Source organism: Pseudomonas acericola (SeqCode), from assembly GCF_053456465.1.
In genome coordinates this window covers 337,954-354,478 of record NZ_JBRFJB010000001.1, presented here as the reverse complement: position 1 = coordinate 354,478, position 16,525 = coordinate 337,954, and the positions used below count along the sequence as shown (strand labels likewise).

At 61.2% G+C, this 16,525-nt stretch carries 16 protein-coding genes and 1 pseudogene; 12 read left to right on the top strand and 5 right to left on the bottom strand.

Annotation, left to right across the window (positions count from 1 at the left end):
* Positions 1 to 110: 110 nt before the first annotated feature.
* On the bottom strand, positions 111 to 1,169 hold the full coding sequence (locus ACU688_RS01655; RefSeq protein WP_448183431.1) for an MBL fold metallo-hydrolase: 1,059 nt from the start codon (positions 1,167 to 1,169) through the stop codon (positions 111 to 113).
* A gap of 123 nt (positions 1,170 to 1,292) precedes the next feature.
* Between ACU688_RS01655 and ACU688_RS01650 the strand changes: the two genes are divergently transcribed.
* The 5 genes and pseudogenes from ACU688_RS01650 (at position 1,293) to ACU688_RS01630 (ending at position 5,344) form a co-directional block, all read left to right on the top strand.
* The gene (locus tag ACU688_RS01650) at positions 1,293 to 1,919 is read left to right on the top strand and encodes a TetR/AcrR family transcriptional regulator (RefSeq protein WP_448183430.1); all 627 of its coding nucleotides are present in this window, start codon (positions 1,293 to 1,295) and stop codon (positions 1,917 to 1,919) included.
* Between the two features lie 187 nt (positions 1,920 to 2,106).
* The gene (locus tag ACU688_RS01645) at positions 2,107 to 3,165 is read left to right on the top strand and encodes a diguanylate cyclase (RefSeq protein WP_448183429.1); all 1,059 of its coding nucleotides are present in this window, start codon (positions 2,107 to 2,109) and stop codon (positions 3,163 to 3,165) included.
* A 224-nt stretch (positions 3,166 to 3,389) separates the two neighbouring features.
* Positions 3,390 to 4,196, top strand: a pseudogene (locus ACU688_RS01640) (PAS domain-containing protein); the annotation flags it as partial.
* On the top strand, positions 4,197 to 4,748 hold the full coding sequence (locus tag ACU688_RS01635) for a methyl-accepting chemotaxis protein (protein WP_412547887.1): 552 nt from the start codon (positions 4,197 to 4,199) through the stop codon (positions 4,746 to 4,748). It abuts the pseudogene before it with no gap.
* A gap of 77 nt (positions 4,749 to 4,825) precedes the next feature.
* Positions 4,826 to 5,344, top strand: coding sequence for a DUF1003 domain-containing protein (locus ACU688_RS01630; RefSeq protein ID WP_124524826.1), 519 nt, complete (start codon positions 4,826 to 4,828; stop codon positions 5,342 to 5,344).
* Positions 5,345 to 5,458: 114 nt separating this feature from the next.
* On the opposite strand, the gene ACU688_RS01625 is transcribed toward ACU688_RS01630, so the two are convergent.
* Positions 5,459 to 6,343 carry a LysR family transcriptional regulator gene (locus tag ACU688_RS01625; protein WP_448183428.1) on the bottom strand — a complete coding sequence of 295 codons (885 nt, stop codon included), beginning with the start codon at positions 6,341 to 6,343 and terminating at the stop codon, positions 5,459 to 5,461.
* 80 nt (positions 6,344 to 6,423) lie between these two features.
* Here ACU688_RS01625 and ACU688_RS01620 point away from each other — a divergent pair, with 80 nt between their 5' ends.
* Both ACU688_RS01620 and ACU688_RS01615 read left to right on the top strand, forming a co-directional pair.
* Positions 6,424 to 7,122, top strand: a complete 699-nt coding sequence (locus ACU688_RS01620; RefSeq protein ID WP_448184015.1) for a CTP synthase C-terminal region-related (seleno)protein — start codon at positions 6,424 to 6,426, stop codon at positions 7,120 to 7,122.
* Positions 7,119 to 7,439: an antibiotic biosynthesis monooxygenase family protein gene (locus tag ACU688_RS01615; protein ID WP_448183427.1), complete on the top strand. Its 321-nt coding sequence runs from the start codon at positions 7,119 to 7,121 to the stop codon at positions 7,437 to 7,439. The genes ACU688_RS01620 and ACU688_RS01615 overlap by 4 nt, the downstream gene beginning before the upstream one ends.
* A 118-nt stretch (positions 7,440 to 7,557) precedes the next feature.
* Here the strand turns inward: ACU688_RS01615 and ACU688_RS01610 are convergent, their stop codons facing one another.
* Complete coding sequence (locus tag ACU688_RS01610) at positions 7,558 to 7,881, bottom strand: DUF2025 family protein (RefSeq protein ID WP_124524831.1); 324 nt, start codon at positions 7,879 to 7,881, stop codon at positions 7,558 to 7,560.
* 232 nt (positions 7,882 to 8,113) lie between these two features.
* On the opposite strand from ACU688_RS01610, the gene ACU688_RS01605 reads away from it, so the two are divergent.
* On the top strand, positions 8,114 to 9,241 hold the full coding sequence (locus ACU688_RS01605) for a glycerophosphodiester phosphodiesterase family protein (protein ID WP_448183426.1): 1,128 nt from the start codon (positions 8,114 to 8,116) through the stop codon (positions 9,239 to 9,241).
* The gene (locus ACU688_RS01600; RefSeq protein WP_448183425.1) at positions 9,242 to 9,895 is read left to right on the top strand and encodes a helix-turn-helix domain-containing protein; all 654 of its coding nucleotides are present in this window, start codon (positions 9,242 to 9,244) and stop codon (positions 9,893 to 9,895) included. It abuts the gene before it with no gap.
* On the opposite strand, the gene ACU688_RS01595 is transcribed toward ACU688_RS01600, so the two are convergent.
* On the bottom strand, positions 9,887 to 10,750 hold the full coding sequence (locus ACU688_RS01595) for a sterol desaturase family protein (protein ID WP_448183424.1): 864 nt from the start codon (positions 10,748 to 10,750) through the stop codon (positions 9,887 to 9,889). The genes ACU688_RS01600 and ACU688_RS01595 overlap by 9 nt on opposite strands.
* A 154-nt stretch (positions 10,751 to 10,904) precedes the next feature.
* Here ACU688_RS01595 and ACU688_RS01590 point away from each other — a divergent pair, with 154 nt between their 5' ends.
* Positions 10,905 to 11,210, top strand: coding sequence for a PepSY domain-containing protein (locus ACU688_RS01590; RefSeq protein ID WP_448183423.1), 306 nt, complete (start codon positions 10,905 to 10,907; stop codon positions 11,208 to 11,210).
* 77 nt (positions 11,211 to 11,287) lie between these two features.
* Here ACU688_RS01590 and ACU688_RS01585 read toward each other — a convergent pair whose 3' ends face one another.
* On the bottom strand, positions 11,288 to 12,916 hold the full coding sequence (locus ACU688_RS01585) for a methyl-accepting chemotaxis protein (RefSeq protein WP_448183422.1): 1,629 nt from the start codon (positions 12,914 to 12,916) through the stop codon (positions 11,288 to 11,290).
* 262 nt (positions 12,917 to 13,178) lie between these two features.
* Between ACU688_RS01585 and ACU688_RS01580 the strand changes: the two genes are divergently transcribed.
* Both ACU688_RS01580 and ACU688_RS01575 read left to right on the top strand, forming a co-directional pair.
* Positions 13,179 to 14,201, top strand: coding sequence for a transporter (locus ACU688_RS01580; RefSeq protein WP_017737099.1), 1,023 nt, complete (start codon positions 13,179 to 13,181; stop codon positions 14,199 to 14,201).
* Between the two features lie 261 nt (positions 14,202 to 14,462).
* On the top strand, positions 14,463 to 16,079 hold the full coding sequence (locus ACU688_RS01575) for an inorganic phosphate transporter (protein WP_448183421.1): 1,617 nt from the start codon (positions 14,463 to 14,465) through the stop codon (positions 16,077 to 16,079).
* Positions 16,080 to 16,525 lie beyond the last annotated feature (446 nt).

Here is a 16,525-nt window from a genome sequence, read left to right as displayed (position 1 = left end):
ATCAGCACCTACCCCGGAAAATGACTTTGCCGGGATCATCCCATTCTTGGCTGACGCTTGTCGCAACGCTGAAACACCCTGAAAACTCCTTTTTGCCTGCGCACTGGGCCTCAGCCCGCAACCTGCTCCTGCACGCCTTGAGTCTCCACCTCCAACCACCACGCATGCCCACGTTCAGGCTGGTTCAGGCTGAACGCCTGACCCATTGCCGGCGTGGTGATCGACACATTGCGCTCCCACGCCAGGGCCATGATGCGGTCGAACGGTTCGTGCCAGGCATGGAACGCCAGGTCGAACGTGCCGTTGTGGATCGGCAGCAACCAGCGCCCCTTGAGGTCGATATGCGCTTGCAGGGTTTGCTCCGGCTGCATGTGTACGTGGGGCCAATCGACGTTGTAAGCGCCCGTTTCCATCAGCGTCAGATCAAACGGGCCGTATTGCTCGCCGATGCGTTTGAAGCCATCGAAGTAGCCGGTGTCACCGCTGAAGAAAATTCGCCGCGCGCCATCGATCATCACCCAGGAGCACCAGAGGGTCTGGTTACCATCAAACAGACCACGCCCGGAAAAATGTTGCGCAGGGGTGGCGACGAAATGCACGCCATCTACCTCAGTGCCCTGCCACCAATCCAGTTGCCGCACTTTATCGGGATCGACGCCCCACTTGACCAGAATGTCGCCGACGCCGAGCGGCGCTAGAAACCAGCGGGTCTTCTCGGCCAATTGGACGACAGCCTTGTGATCAAGATGGTCGTAATGATTGTGGGAAAGAATCACTGCCTCCAAGGGTGGCAGCTCTTCAAGGCTGATCGGCGGCTGATGGAAACGCTTGGGGCCGGCCCAACTGAACGGCGAGGCGCGCTCGGCAAACACCGGATCGGTGACCCAGAACTTGCCGCGCATTTTCAGCAATACGGTGGAATGCCCAAGGCGAAACACACTGTGGTCAGGCGCAGCCAGCAATTGCTCGCGGGTCAGCGGTTGCACCGGGATCTTGCCCACCGGTCGCGTGCTGCGTGGTTTGTTGAACAACATGTTCCAGAAAATGCGCAAGGTCTTGCCAAAGCCACCGTGCTGCACGGGAGCGTCGTTGCTGAAGTGGCTTTGTTCCTGCTCGGCAGGTTTACGCGCCTTGGGCGAAGGGGCAACACGGGATGAGATCGTGGCCATTACCAGGTGACTCCTACGGACCGCTCAAAAGTTACACTGCACAGTGTAGTTTCAAGATTGCAACAAAAGCCGGAACAAGTAAACTACCGAGTGTAATTTTCCCGAAAGAGCCGAACACTCGCCATGACTGCCCCTCAACGTCTCACCGACCGCAAACGCGAAGCCATCGTGGCCGCCGCCATCGCCGAGTTTCGCGCTAACGGTTTCGAGGTCACCAGCATGGACAAGATCGCCGCCACCGCCGGCGTTTCCAAGCGCACGGTGTACAACCACTTCCCGAGCAAGGAAGAGTTGTTCGCAGAAATTCTCCATCAACTCTGGGCCAGCAGCGTCGCGCAGTTGGACGTGAGCTACGCCAGCGACCGCCCGCTGCGCGAGCAATTGCGCGGGTTGCTGGAAGCCAAGATGAAGATGATGGCGGACGCCAATTTCCTCGACCTGGCCCGGGTCGCCATCGCCGCCACCATTCATTCGCCGGAACGTGCGCAAGACATGGTCACCCGCCTGAGCCAACGCGAAGAAGGGTTTACCCAGTGGGTCCGCGCCGCCCAGGAAGACGGCCGGCTCAGTTGCACCGACCCGGCCTTCGCCGCCCACCAGATCCAGAGCCTGCTCAAGGCGTTTGCGTTCTGGCCGCAGATCACCCTCGGCCAACCCACCCTGGACGCTACCAGCCAGGCCAGCGTGATCGAGTCGGCCATCGACCTGTTCCTGGCCGGCTACGAAGTGCGCGCCCCGCAGCCGTCGTAAAACCTATCGTCGAAACGACATCCCAAGTCGCTTTTGACGCATTCGCCCTCTGTTTTGCGCAAATGGCCTGTAAGGCCACTGATTATTGCGTTGCAAATAACTGACAATAATCAACGTATTATCCGATCAACGGTGAACCCGGGATCGCGCACTGTTGCATCTGCAAAATTGAGCTGACTCAAAACTTATGGAAAACAGACAAGGCAAAGGGCTTTCGTTTGCCAAGCGTATCTACAAGCCAAGGATTATTGGCCTGGGCATCGGCAGCATCAGTGTCGCCGCCGCCCTTTACCCGCTGGCCATGCCCGGCTGGGTCTGGGCGTTCCTGCTGTTCAACGGCTTTGCCTGGGCGCACGTGGCGTATCAGCTTTCAACCCGCGCCCAATTCCCCTACCAGGCCGAACAACGCAACCTGATCTACGACTCGTTTTTCGGTGGGTTCTGGGCGGCTGCCACCCAGTTCACGCCCCTGACCGCCGTAACGATCCTGTCGATGATGGCCATGAACAACGTCGCCGCCGGTGGCAAGCGCCTGTTCCTGCGCGGCCTGCTGGCACAGGCCGTTGGCGTCGGCGCTGCATGGCTATTGTTCGGCGCCCGCTTCAACGCGGATGTCAGCCTGCTCCAGGTCTATGCCTGCCTGCCGATGTTGACCCTCTACCCGATGGCCATCGGCACCGTCTGCTATCAATTGGCGATAAAACTGTCAGAACACAAGCGTGCCCTAAGCGCGCTGAGTCGCACCGATAGCCTCACCGGGCTGCTCAACCACGGCTCCTGGAAAGACCTGTTGCACATCAAGTTCCACAAGTGCCAGCAACAACAAAGCCACGCCACCATCGCCCTGATCGACATCGACCACTTCAAACAGATCAACGACACCCACGGCCACATCGTCGGTGACGCGGTCCTGCGGCAACTGAGCCTGGAATTACGCCGCAACCTACGGGAAAACGACTTGGCCGGGCGTTACGGGGGCGATGAGTTCTGTGTGATTCTTCCGCAAATGCCATTGGAAGAGGCTGCGCAAGTGATGGAGCGCATGCGCGAAACCTTCGGTAACTATCGCAACCCGCAGATCCCTGAATTGCGCGTGAGCCTGAGCATCGGCCTGGCCGATTTCCAGCCCGGCTTCAGCGATGCCGCCATGTGGCTCAACGCCGCGGATCGTGCGCTGTACGCCGCCAAAGCCACCGGGCGTAACCGGGTCAATATCAGCGCCTATGCCGTGGCCCATTCCGCGTAAGTTGTCCGACGACACCTCGTCTGAATTTCCTACCCGCCACCCACGGCGATAGCATAATGCCGCCATTGGTCGCCTCCGGTGAAAAGTGCCTGCCCATGGCCGAACTTCTGACGCACCGCGCGACTCTGAACCCCGTTGTTCCACCCCCGCTGTCAGCACCCGGAAGCTGACAATGAGCAAGTCAACCGTAGGGCCCGGCGCCCTACGGGGGCAGGCGACTTTGCATGGATAACCCCGAAGCTTGCTTGCCCGAGCACCCGACTATGCTATTCAACGCCTACAAAAAAACCATCAGCACCCTGCAACACACAGTCGCCCAACAGGCCAGCCTGCTGGATGCCATCGAGCGCTCCATGGCAGTCATCGAGTTCGACCTGCAAGGCAACGTCCTGCGGGCCAACGACAATTTCCTCAAGACCATGGGCTACCGCGCCGAACAGATCCTGGGCCAGTCCCACCGGCTTTTCTGCACGCCCGCCTTCGCGCGCAGCGCCGAGTACAGCCAGCTGTGGACGAACCTGCGCAATGGCCAATTCCAATCCGGCACGTTCGAACGCGTGGCGGGCACCGGTCAATCGGTGTGGCTGGAAGCCAGCTACAACCCGGTACGTGACGAGGCCGGCCGCGTGGTCAAAGTGGTGAAGTACGCCATGGACGTCACCCCGCGCATGCAGGCCGAAAGTGAAGCCAACGCCAAGTTGGACGCCATCGGCCGCGCCATGGCGGTGATCGAGTTCAACCTCGACGGCACCATCCTCACCGCCAATGAAAATTTCCTACAGCGCATGGGCTACAGCCTCACTCAGATCCAAGGCCAGCATCACCGCCTGTTCTGCACGCCGGAGTTAGCCAACAGTTCGACCTACAGCGACTTCTGGCGACGCCTGAACCAGGGCGAGATGTTCAGCGGCCAGTTCGAGCGCGTGGATAAACACGGCCAGACCGTCTGGCTCGAAGCCAATTACAACCCGGTGCACGACGCCAGCGGACGCCTGTGCAAAGTGGTCAAGTTCGCCTCAGACGTCACCGCCATGGTGCAACAACACAGCGCCGACGCAGCCAGCGCGGCCCAGGCGTATCACATCTCCCTGAGCACCCGCGACATCGCGGAAAAAGGCGCCGAGGTGATACAGCAAACCGCCAGCGGCATGCGGGAAATTGCCGCCGACATTGACGGCTCTTCCCAATTGATCGCCAAGCTCGGCGAACGCTCGCAACAGATCACCGCCATCGTCAACACCATTCGTGGCATTGCCGACCAGACCAACCTGCTGGCGCTGAACGCTGCCATCGAAGCGGCGCGTGCCGGCGAGCAGGGTCGGGGCTTTGCCGTGGTGGCCGATGAAGTGCGGCAACTGGCAGCGCGCACCAGCGGTTCCACCGCGGAAATCTCCAGCATGATCGCGATGATCCAGGACGAAACCCGCCAGGCCATCCACAGCATGGACGGCACCCGCGACCGCGCCGCGCAAGGCGTGGACCTGGCCAACCGCGCCGGCACGGTGATCCTGCAGATTCGCGAAGGCACCAGCGAGGCGGTACAGGCGGTGAGTGCGTTCGCCAATGAACGCGGCGGCAGCTGACCCGATCTTCATGCGTAGGGGCCGAGGGCTCGGTCTATAGTGTTTGCCTGTCTCTATGTTGATGATCCGAGCCCGCCATGACCCCAGATAAACCCGAAGTCGATCACCTGCGTTTTCACCGCCCCCACGCCCACCTGGCGCCGACCTTTGGCAACGATACCTTTGCCCTCAAGGCCGAAGCCTTCGCGCGCTTCTTTGGCACGCCGACCTTCCTTGGCGCACAGACCGCCATCGTGGTGTTGTGGGTAGTGCTGAACATGACCGGCGTCACGCACTTTGACGTGTACCCGTTTATCCTGCTCAACCTGGCCTTCAGCCTGCAATCCGCCTACGCCGCGCCGTTGATCCTGCTGGCCCAGACGCGCCAGGCCGCGCGCGACAAGGCCCAGTCCGACGCCGACGCGCAGCACCGCGAAGCCTTGGCCGTGGCCAACACCGAACGCCAGGCGCAGGCTGCACAGACCACCAAGCAGTTGCTGGAATTGCTGGAGCAAAACACCCGGCTGACGGAAATGACCAAGCAACTGACCGAGCGCATCGAAACACTGACGTGTGAAATGCACGAGCAGTTCGTACGAAAGCCTCAAGACCACTGATGAACCCCTGTGGGAGCGGGCTTGCCCGCGATAGCGGTGTATCAGCTACTGAATCAGCCACCTGACAGTCCGCTATCGCAGGCAAGCCAGCTCCCACACAAGCCAGCTCCCACATTAGATCCGTGTTGTGCTTACAGCCCTGCCCAACTCATCAAACAACGTCACCACCGAGCGCAACGCCCGGCAATCGGGGCGGGTGAGCAGCCACAGCGCCGTGTCATGCCCGGCCAACGCCGGTCCCAACGGTTGCAACCCGCCATCCAACAAGAAATCCGGCAACGCCGCCACGCCCAACCCAGCACGCACCAGTTCGGTGACCGATAACATGCTGTTGCAGCGGTAACTGAGGCGTACACCCGGCAAGTGCTCGCGCCGCCAGGCGACCGTCGGGTGATCCGGCAGGAAGTCGTCCGGCGCGATCCACGCCAATTCGGCCAGCTCACGCCCCGCATGCAGGCGGGCATACCCCGGGCTGGCGCAGACCTGATAGGCGACTTCACCGAGGCAGCGTCCTACAAGGTGCTCCGGCGGTGTCTTGGTCAGGCGTAGGGCAATATCCGCATCGCGGCGGCTGAGGTTGGCGAAGTCATTCGAGGTACTCAGCTCCAGGGTCAGCGCCGGGTAATCCGGCATGAACTGCGCCAGCGCCGGCAGCAACAAACCTTGCAACACCGAGTCGGTACAGGTCAGGCGCACGGTGCCGCTGATCACTTCACCGCCCTGCTCCACCCCAATGCGCGCAGCTTCCAGGGCTTGTTCGGCGCGCTCGGCCTGCTGCGCCAGGTCCCGGGCCAGGCTGTTGGGCAGGTAGCCCGTGCGGCTTTTTTCAAACAGAGTCTGGCCCAGCGCCGCCTCCAGGCGCCGCACGGCGCGGAACACCGTGGACACATCCACACGCAATAACGCCGCCGCTCGCGCCAGGGTGCCACCGCGCACCAGCGCGAGGATCAGCGACAAGTCCGCGTGTTCGATTTGATAGTGCGTCAGTGCATTGAACATATGGGTAAACGCCAATATTGATTGCGCGAACGCCAATCTATAGTGCGCTCCAGGACACCACAAGCCATGGGAAGCACATGATGCAAAGCACGACGTTGAACCTCGCCCTGATCGGCGACTACAACCCTGAAGTTACGGCACACCAGGCTATTCCCGTGGCGTTGCAACAGGCCGCCGACTCACTGGGCCTGACGGTTCACCTGCATTGGCTCGATACCGATACGCGCCCGTCACTGCACGGCTTCGACGGTTTCTGGTGCGTGCCCGCCAGCCCTTACCGTGACATCGACGGCGCACTGCGGGCGATCCGTTTTGCCCGCGAGCAGCGGAGACCTTTCCTCGGCACCTGTGCCGGTTTTCAACACGCGCTGCTGGAATATGCGCGCAACGTATTGGGTTGGGCGGATGCCGAGCATGGCGAGTTGGCGCCCGATGCCAAGCGCGCCGTGATCGCGCCGTTGAGCTGCGCGTTGGTGGAAGCGACCGACAGCGTGCGTTTGGTGCCCTACACCCGTATCGCCGAGGCGTACGGCTTGTTGGATCTGCACGAGGGTTACCATTGCCGTTACGGGGTAAATCCTGCATTTCTCGATGCCCTGCTCGAAGGCAACCTGATCCCCAGTGGCCATGACGCAACGGGCGATCTGCGTGCCGTGGAGCTACTCGACCACCCGTTCTTCGTCGCCACCCTGTTCCAACCTGAACGCGCCGCGCTCAAAGGCATCACCCCGCCACTCGCCGTGGCGTTGCTCAAGGCTTGCCAGGCGGTGTCGGAATGATCGCCAACACGCCTGCCCCGCCCTACTACGCGGTGATCTTCAGCTCGCTGCGCACCGAGGGTGACAACGGCTACGGCGAAGCCGCCACACACATGCTGGAACTGGCGCGTGAGCAGCCAGGGTTTCTCGGGGTGGAATCGGCACGGGAGGATGGGCTGGGGATTACCGTGTCGTATTGGGAAAGTGAGGCGGCGATCCTGGCGTGGAAGCAGAACGCCGAGCATAGCGCCATGCGCGAACAAGGGCGGGCAAGCTGGTATTCAGCGTTCCAGACACGGGTATGCAAGGTCGAGCGGGCCTACACATTCCAAAACTGAAATGCGGACCCTGTGGGAGCTGGCTTGCCTGCGATGGCGGTAGTGAATTCAACACTGTCATCGCAGGCAAGCCAGCTCCCACATTGGGTTCTCTATAACATCGGAAATGTGTTGTGACTTAACTCACTAGGCTACGCAACGCACTGATCTGCGGAATTTCCACCCGGCGCATATACACCCGCAGCGGCTCGCTGATGTTGATGCGGTCGTCGATATTCTGGTCCAGCAGCAACTGGATACGCTCGCGCGACAAGGTCATGGTGTCGTCCGTGGCCGGCAGCCAGACAAACTCGGCGGTGGGGATGATGCCGTCATCGGCCACGTCCATGCCGAAGGAGTCTTCGCTGAAACGCACGATGTATTGCCCGGTCTTGCGGTTCAGGCCAACAAAACCGTGGAGTTGGTCAGCGGCCTGGCAGATAAGCTCGGAAGTGATGCGCATGGTAAACCTCACTGAAAAGTCCCACTGGGACTGGAAAGATGGTTTACACGCGTGGCAGAAATTGCAGCCCTCTAATGGGGCAGCTTCGCGCAAGATTACTGCAATGCTCCACAAAAAAACCGAGAAAATTGGCGCCCGCGCACGTTAATGTCGGTTTGGTGATAGCGCCATTCGCAATCAATTGTTAAAAAGGAGGCCTTCTAAAAGCTACCTCCTCGAAAGGACTTCGCATATGCCTGTCACGTTTACCAAGAGCGCCCTGCTGCTCGCACTGATGCTGGGCCTTGGCCAGGCACAGGCTGCCGACCCGATCAGCCCGGCTGAATTGGCAACCAACGAAGGCATTCCGTACCCCGCGGTTATCGCCCACCGTGGCGCATCCTACGACGCTCCCGAATCCACTGCGGCTGCTTACAAGGTCGCCCGCGACCTGGGTGCCGACTACCTGGAAATGGACTTGCAGCGCAGCAAGGACGGCGTGCTGTTCGCCCTGCACGACAACAACCTGCAACGCACCACCGACGTGGCCACCAAGTTCCCCGAGCGCAAAGACGCGCCGGCCAACGAATTCACCTGGAAAGAACTGCAAACCCTCGACGCCGGCAGCTGGTTCAACGCCGCCTACCCCGACCGTGCGCGCCCTGGTTTTGTCGGCCTGAAAATCCAGAGCCTGGACGACATCATCAAGATCGCCGAAGGCAACCCGCAGCACAAACCCGGCCTGTACATCGAAACCAAAGAGCCGAAGCAATTCCCGGGCATCGAAGCCGACCTGAAAAACAAGCTGCTGGATAAGGGCTGGTTGAGCTCCGCCGGTTCCAAGCTGGGCAAGAGCAATACCGGCGTCGGCCAGGGCAAGGGCCGCGTGGTGCTGCAAACCTTCGAAACATCCAGCCTGGTCGAGCTGCAAAAAGAAATGCCGAATACCCCGAAAATCCTGCTGTTGTGGGTGGGTGAAGGCAGCATCGAGCCAAAATCGAAGCAGACCTTCGCCGAGTCCGGCGAAACCACCAAGGCCGCCTACTACGCCAAGCAAGAGCCGAAAGACGCCGCCGAGTTCGAAAAGTGGGTCGACGAAGCCAAGAGCCTGGGCGCTATCGGCACCGGGCCTTCGGCAGAGCTGACCGCTCACAGCGATCAAAGCTATTCGGACCTGGTCAAGCCTGAGATGAACAAGCTGACCCACGACAAAGGCCTGCTGGTACATGTCTACACCGTCGATGAGCCGGTGGACTTCGACAAAGTGATGAAGGCCGGCGTGGATGGCATCTTCACCAACCGCGCCGCCGAACTGTTGAAGTTCTACAAGCGCTGGCCGTCGTCCAGCGTGCAAGACCTGCTGAACGACTATAAGTACTGAGTGAAGGCCGAATGGTCGGGCCGTTTGTGGTTGGGCCCTGACTACGGCCTGATCCTCGGCGAGCTGGGGCGCACCGCGCCCCATGCGCACTATGCGCATCAGTTGATGTGCTCCACAGGCTCACCGATCACGGTCAGCCTGGATGGCCAGATCACCACGGCCCAGCGCCTGTTTATCCCCTCGCGACAAACCCACGCCATTCTTGAAACCCAGGGTGAGGTGACGGTGTTGTATGCCGAACCTGCCGTGTTTGATATTGCCCCTTTGCTGCACGCGGACCTGTCTCTGGAGGCCTTGCGCCAACTGCCCCGGCGCAGCCTGGATGACCCGCGCCTGGAGCGCGCCCTCAGCGCCCTGGACCAGCAGCTGGGTGGCAAGGTATCGGCCCAGGCGTTGGCCGAGGCGGCGCACCTGTCGCTCAGTCAGTTGGAGCGCCTGTTCAGCCATCGCCTCGGCGTGCCCGTGCGCCGCCTGGTGCTGTGGCGACGGCTGCGTGTCGCCCTGCAATTGGCCCTCGCCGGCAACACGCTGACCCAAGCCGCACACGGCGCGGGGTTTGCCGATTCGGCGCATTTCTCGCGAACGATGAAGCAGTTGTTCGGCGTCACGGCGGCGGCGTCGTTGCGCCAGTTGGACGTGCGACTGCTAGCGTAGCGCGTCGGGCAACGGCGGCTCCTTGCGGGTACGCACCGGCATAAACGGATCACGCAATTGCGCACCATAGTCCACTGGAAAATCCGGCCGGCTGCCAATGCCCAAATCCCCCGGACCCATGCGGTAGTCATCGCGGTAAAACGCCGTGCCCAACAGCCAGTCCCACAGGTTGAAAAACAAGCCGAAATTCACATCCCCGGCGCGGCCGTATTTCATATGGTGGAAGCGATGCACCGGCGCCCAGGCGAACACCCAGCGCAACGGCCCCAGGCGCATGTCGACATTGGAATGCTGCAACAGCAATTGCACGGCAATCGCCAGCGCCAGCAACAGGGCCACGTCCAGGGGAATGCCCAGCAGGATCAGCGGCAACAGGCCGGCCGAGGCTTCAAGCATTTGATGCAAGGGATGCTTCATCAAACCGTTGAAACCATAGAGGCGCTGCACGCTGTGGTGCACCGCATGCAAACGCCACAACGGCGCGATGCGATGGCTGGCGTAGTGCATCAAGGTGATGCCCGCGTCGGCCAGCACGATGGCCATCAGCAGCTGCTGCCACAACGGCCAGCCACGCGGCCAGATACCGTCGAACGCCAGCAACGCGGTGAGCCCCGGCAGGATCAACAGGCCCAGGGCGTTAAGGGTTTCGTTGACCAGCGCATGCAAGGTGTCGCGGCGACGATCGCCCAGGCTGCGATTCCACTGCGGTTCGTAGGGCAACCACCGCTCCGCCAGGAACGACACCGCCACCGCCGTCGAAAAAATCAACAGCAGCCACTGCGGCTGGCAGAGTGCCCAACCGACAAAGCCCAGCAGAAATGCCGGCGCGTAGATCCAACTGACAAACCGTTTCATCCGAGTCTCCCTTTAAATGAGGACCCAGCATGAAATCCCGCGCGCCTCGCCGATTGAACAAACTGCGCAACCGCTTGAATTAATTAAGGGTGAATTAAGTTGCGCTGGCTAACCTGAGGCCACTTAAACAGCTCACCCGAAAAGGACACACACGATGAAAACCCTGAACGCTTTGTTCGCCGCCACCGCCTTGACCCTGACTGCCGGCCTGGCCCAAGCCGACGTGCGCCCTGACCAGATTCCAGGCCTGTTGCAGTCCGGCGCGGTGAAGCCTTTCGAGCAACTCAACAAAGACGCCCTGGCCAAACACCCTGGCGCCACCATCAATGACACCGAGCTGGACGACGAAGCCGGTCGCCTGGTCTACGAAGTGGACCTGACCGACACCAGCGGCAAGAAGTGGGACATCAAGCTCGACGCCAAGACCAGCGAAGTGCTGGAAAACAAACTGGATACTTGATCAAACCGCAGACTGCACCCGTGGCGAGGGAGCTTGCTCCCTCGCCACAAGTTGATTCCTCCACCTTTCAGATTGGGTCAGGCACCCAACCGCGCCGTCACCTCATTCAACTCCCCCGACAACCCCCGCAAGTTCAGACTCGCCGCTTCCGTACGCTGCACGTTATCCATATTCGCCGTGGCCACCGTGGTGATCTGCGTAATGTTGCGCGAAATATCCTCGGCCACCGACGTCTGTTCCTCGGCCGCCGTCGCAATCTGCCGGTTCATGTCACGAATCGCCTCCACCGCCTCGGTGATATGCGCCAGCATCGCGCCGGCCTGGGTCACCTTCTCCACGCTCTCATCACTGCACGACTGGCCGCTGACAATCGCCTCGGCCGCATCCACCGCGCCGGTTTGCACCGCGTGGATAATCTGGTTGATCTCGATGATCGAAGCCGCCGTGCGTTGCGCCAGCGAGCGCACTTCATCGGCCACCACCGCAAAACCACGGCCCGCTTCGCCGGCACGCGCCGCTTCAATCGCCGCGTTCAACGCCAGCAGGTTGGTCTGCTCGGCAATCGCACGAATCACTTCCAGCACCTTGCCGATGCGCACGCTGTCGGTTTCCAGCTGGCGGATGATGGTGCCAGTGTTGAGGATTTCGTTGCGCATCTGGCCGATGGTAGCGATGGTGATTTTCATCACTTCACCGCCTTCGCGGGCCGAGTGATCCGCCTCATCGGCGGCGCGTGAAGCGCTGGCGGCGTGGCGCGCGACTTCCTGGGCCGTGGCCGACATTTCGGTCATGGCCGTGGCCACCTGGTCGGTGCGGTTGAACTGCTCGTGGGTGCCGGCGCTCATCTGCCCGGCGATCGAATTCAACTCGCCGCTGGCGCTGACCAGGTCGGTGGCGCTGCGCTGCAAGCGGCTGAAGGTTTCGGCGAGGAAGTCGCGCAAGGTGTTGGCGGCGGCGGCCAGGTGCCCGAGCTCATCCTGGCGACGGCTGGCCACGCGCTCGGCAAAGCGGCCGTGGCTCAGTTGGGTCACGTAGTCGATCAAGCCGCGAATCGGCAGGATCAGGTTGCGGTTGATCAGCCACAGGCTGAACAGGCCGATCAACACACCGGACAGCAGCATGATCGCCAAGCCGACGATCACCGTGCGATCGGCGTAGGCACTAATGGCCAGGGATTGTTTCGCACCTTGTTCACGCAAGTCGCTGACCAGCGCGCTCATCTGATCACTGGCGGCGCGGTCCACGCCTTTGACGGCAGCGTCGCCAGCGGTCGCATCACGGCCAGCGGCCACATAGGCGTCGCGGCCTTTCTGGTAGGCCACGCCGAGTTGCTGGTGTTCCTCGCGCAGGGCTTCGATCCGCCGGCTCAAGGTGGCATCGTCACGGGTCTGGGCGACCAGCCGGGTGAGGATGCCTTGCACATCGCGCTGGCGGTCCTGGAACTGGCCCCAGTATTTCTCCATATCCTGGGGCTGCTTGCCGCGCAGCAGGACGTTTTTCCATTCCTGCACTTGCACCTTGAATTGCAGGTTGGCCTCGTCGATCAGCTGTGAGGTCTGCAATGGCCCGTCGATCAAACTGCGATAACTCTGCACCCCGTTGGAGAGGAAGTTGAAACAGGCCAGGGCGATCAACAGCATCGCCAGCAGGCTGCCACCGAGCAGCGACAGGATTTGTGCTCTCAAGGAGGTTCGCAAAACATTCATCGGGGTAAAGCCTCGATACAGGGAATTGGTGCATGCACGCCATAACATCCCTGTCATCAAAGGCACCGCCCATCCACAGCGGTTCTACCCGCTTGAATCGGCCGCGCCAGACGCTTCTTGAACGCTTCCTGACAAATGGTCAAATTAATGTCACAGCGGCGAAATAATTAGAAAACTGTCACAAAACTGTCAAATCCACTTGCAATGATTCGCCTACGCGAACCTGTGAAACGTCCTACAGGCGCTTTGTCTGCGAGCCGCCATGAACCACAGCATTGACCACAGCCACCAAGATCCCGATCTGTTTGGCTTGCTTTACGGTTTCCGTTTTCGCCCCGGCGAAAAAGGCGAGCAGATTGATTCGGCCACCGCCCTGCGGGCCTTGCAGCAACCGGCCGACCCGGAAGAGTTTTTGTGGCTGCACCTGAACCTGGCCCACGCCGCGTGCGAGCGCTGGATGCAGACCCACCTGGAATTGCCCGAAGAATTCTTCGAGGCCTTGCACGAAGGCTCGCGCTCCACCCGTATCGAACACGTGGACTCGGCCTTGCTGGCGGTGGTCAACGACGTGGTGTTCAACTTCAGCAGCATGGTGTCCTCGGATATTTCCACCCTGTGGGTCTGCGCCCGCAGCCGCTTGCTGGTCAGCGCGCGCCTGCAACCGCTGCACTCGGTGGACAAGCTGCGCTCGTCGGTGAAGGCCGGTGAACGCTTCCGATCGCCGTTGGAATTGCTGGTGCATTTGCTGCGCGACCAGGGCGAAGTGCTGACCCAGATCGTGCGCAAGACCAGCATCAGCGTCGACCATATCGAAGACCAGTTGCTGTCTTCACGCCTGTCCACCAACCGCGCCGAACTGGGCGCCGCCCGCCGCGTGCTAGTACGCCTGCAACGCCTGCTCGCGCTGGAACCGGGCTCGCTGCTGCGCCTGCTCAACCGCCCGCCGCAGTGGCTGCAAAAGGAAGACGTGAAGGAGCTGCGCAAATCCACCGAGGAGTTTGCGCTGATCATCAATGACCTGATGGCCCTCGGCGAGCGCATCAAACTGTTGCAGGAAGAAATCGCCGCCAACCTCAACGAGCAAAGCAACCGCACGCTGTTTACCCTCACGGTGGTGACGGTGCTGGCGTTGCCGATCAATATCATTGCCGGTTTTTTTGGCATGAACGTGGGCGGTGTGCCGCTTTCCACGGACCCGGAGGGGTTCTGGATTCTGGTGGCGTTGGTGGCGACGTTTACCTTGATTGCCGGGCGCTGGGCTTTCCGCAAACGCAAAGACTACTGAGTGTGGGAGCAGGCCGCTGTGGGCGCTGGCTTTTTGTGGGAGCTGGCTTGCCTGCGATGCAGACACCTCGGTCTATCAGTAATTTCGAGGTGAGGCTATCGCAGGCAAGCCAGCTCCCACATAAGCCAGTCCGACATAGATCCAGCAGGGCATGGCAGATCAGCGGTCGCCTCAATCCCCTAAACACTGACATATGGCAGCATCTCTGTAACATTCTGCAACGATCATGACCGACATCCCTCCCACACTGGATGCTCCGGCATGGCCACCCCTTCCCTGACTGCCTCCCCCCACGCCTCCCCCGCAGACCCCAAGCCCCGGTTGGACAAGAAACCCAACCTGGTCACGGTGATCATTTTCTTCGCCGTGCTCGCCATGGGCCTGCTATTTACCGCCTACAGCCTGATGCATGACATGCACGAGCTGGGCACGGTGGTCACCACTTGGACGCCGTTCCTGCTGCTCGGCGTGGCGCTGTTGATCGCCCTGGGTTTCGAGTTCGTCAACGGTTTCCACGACACCGCCAACGCCGTGGCGACGGTGATCTACACCAACTCGCTGCCGCCGCATTTTGCGGTGGTGTGGTCGGGCTTTTTCAACTTCCTCGGCGTGCTGCTGTCCAGCGGCGCGGTGGCGTTCGGCATCATTGCCCTGCTGCCAGTGGAGCTGATTTTGCAGGTCGGTTCATCGGCCGGTTTCGCGATGATCTTCGCCCTGCTGATCGCGGCGATCCTGTGGAACCTCGGCACCTGGTGGCTGGGTTTGCCGGCCTCGTCGTCCCACACCCTGATCGGTTCGATCATAGGCGTCGGCGTGGCCAATGCCTTGATGCACGGGCGAGACGGCACCAGCGGGGTGGACTGGGCGCAGGCGATCAAGATTGGCTACGCGCTGCTGCTGTCGCCGTTGATCGGCTTTGGTTTTGCCGCGCTGCTGTTGCTGGCCCTGCGCGCCTTTGTGAAGAACCGCTCGCTGTACAAGGCACCGAAAGGCGACACCCCGCCGCCGTGGTGGATTCGCGGCATGCTGATCGCCACCTGCACCGGCGTGTCGTTCGCCCACGGCTCCAACGATGGGCAAAAAGGCATGGGCCTGATCATGCTGATCCTGGTGGGCACGCTGCCGATGGCCTATGCGCTGAACCGCACCATGCCCGCCGAACAGTCATTGCAGTTCGCTGCCGTGGCCGAAGTGACCCAAGTCGCCCTGGCGAAAAGCGCGCCGCAGGTGTTGGCGGGCGATCCACGGCCGATCCTCTCGACCTATGTGCGCACCAAGGAAGCCACGCCGGAATTGGTGCCGGCCCTCGCCGCGCTCGCCGGGCAGATCGGTGAAGAAGTCAAAGGCTACGGTTCCCTGGCCAAAGTCCCCGCCGAAGCCGTAGGCAATGTGCGTAACGACATGTACCTGACCAGCGAAACCATTCGCTTGATGGACAAGGGCAAGGTCGGCAACTTCGACGCCGACACCCAAGGCAAGCTGCAACTGTTCAAGCAACAGATCGACAACTCCACGCGCTTTATCCCACTGTGGGTGAAGATCGCCGTGGCCATCGCCCTCGGCCTGGGCACCATGGTCGGTTGGAAGCGCATCGTGGTAACCGTAGGCGAGAAGATCGGCAAGACCCACCTGACCTACGCCCAGGGCGCCGCAGCGGAAACCGTGGCGATGCTGACCATTGGCGCGGCTGATATGTATGGCTTGCCGGTGTCCACCACCCATGTGTTGTCCTCCGGTGTGGCGGGGACCATGGTGGCGAATGGCGGGGGGTTGCAGATGAAGACCATCCGTAACTTGCTGATGGCGTGGGTGCTGACGTTGCCAGCAGCGATCCTGCTGTCGGGCAGCCTGTACTGGCTGTTCACCAAACTGTTCTGACCCAACACAGGACAAAAATGTGGGAGCTGGCTTGCCTGCGACAGCTATGTGTTAGGCGCTGGGGCTTTTTGACCGGAGTACATATCCGTTATTTGGGTAGCGGCTGATATTGGTTCCGCCCTTACGGCGGCTCACTTTTGAAGAGCGCAAAAGTAAGCAAAACGCTCTTGCCCCACCACTCGGCACCTCGCCTAGGCTCGGTGTGCCCGAACGAAGGCTTGAATCCGTGGGCCGCCGTCATGGGCCATCCTTGGCCCAGGACGGCTAACCCGGCGTCCTGCCGGGTTACCCACGGATTCAAGCCTGCGTTCGGCCAGCGTGGTTGACGGGGCGCCTCAGATCAAAAGCCAAATCAAAAGCCAGAGCCAGAACCAGAGCGTCGGGTTTTGTCAGGTCCAGTCGTTGTGTGGAGACCTATGGGTATCGCAGGCAAGCCAGCTCCCACT

Bases quoted from the DNA above. Each gene is read 5' to 3' on its own strand.
- ACU688_RS01650 (WP_448183430.1), top strand. From the start codon at position 1,293: ATGACTGCCCCTCAACGTCTCACCGACCGCAAACGCGAAGCCATCGTG.
- ACU688_RS01625 (WP_448183428.1), bottom strand. From the start codon at position 6,343: ATGTTCAATGCACTGACGCACTATCAAATCGAACACGCGGACTTGTCG.
- ACU688_RS01575 (WP_448183421.1), top strand. From the start codon at position 14,463: ATGGCCACCCCTTCCCTGACTGCCTCCCCCCACGCCTCCCCCGCAGAC.
- ACU688_RS01590 (WP_448183423.1), top strand. From the start codon at position 10,905: ATGAAAACCCTGAACGCTTTGTTCGCCGCCACCGCCTTGACCCTGACT.
- ACU688_RS01655 (WP_448183431.1), bottom strand. From the start codon at position 1,169: ATGGCCACGATCTCATCCCGTGTTGCCCCTTCGCCCAAGGCGCGTAAA.
- ACU688_RS01615 (WP_448183427.1), top strand. From the start codon at position 7,119: ATGATCGCCAACACGCCTGCCCCGCCCTACTACGCGGTGATCTTCAGC.
- ACU688_RS01585 (WP_448183422.1), bottom strand. From the start codon at position 12,916: ATGAATGTTTTGCGAACCTCCTTGAGAGCACAAATCCTGTCGCTGCTC.
- ACU688_RS01635 (WP_412547887.1), top strand. From the start codon at position 4,197: ATGGTGCAACAACACAGCGCCGACGCAGCCAGCGCGGCCCAGGCGTAT.
- ACU688_RS01605 (WP_448183426.1), top strand. From the start codon at position 8,114: ATGCCTGTCACGTTTACCAAGAGCGCCCTGCTGCTCGCACTGATGCTG.
- ACU688_RS01580 (WP_017737099.1), top strand. From the start codon at position 13,179: ATGAACCACAGCATTGACCACAGCCACCAAGATCCCGATCTGTTTGGC.
- ACU688_RS01630 (WP_124524826.1), top strand. From the start codon at position 4,826: ATGACCCCAGATAAACCCGAAGTCGATCACCTGCGTTTTCACCGCCCC.
- ACU688_RS01645 (WP_448183429.1), top strand. From the start codon at position 2,107: ATGGAAAACAGACAAGGCAAAGGGCTTTCGTTTGCCAAGCGTATCTAC.
- ACU688_RS01610 (WP_124524831.1), bottom strand. From the start codon at position 7,881: ATGCGCATCACTTCCGAGCTTATCTGCCAGGCCGCTGACCAACTCCAC.
- ACU688_RS01595 (WP_448183424.1), bottom strand. From the start codon at position 10,750: ATGAAACGGTTTGTCAGTTGGATCTACGCGCCGGCATTTCTGCTGGGC.
- ACU688_RS01620 (WP_448184015.1), top strand. From the start codon at position 6,424: ATGCAAAGCACGACGTTGAACCTCGCCCTGATCGGCGACTACAACCCT.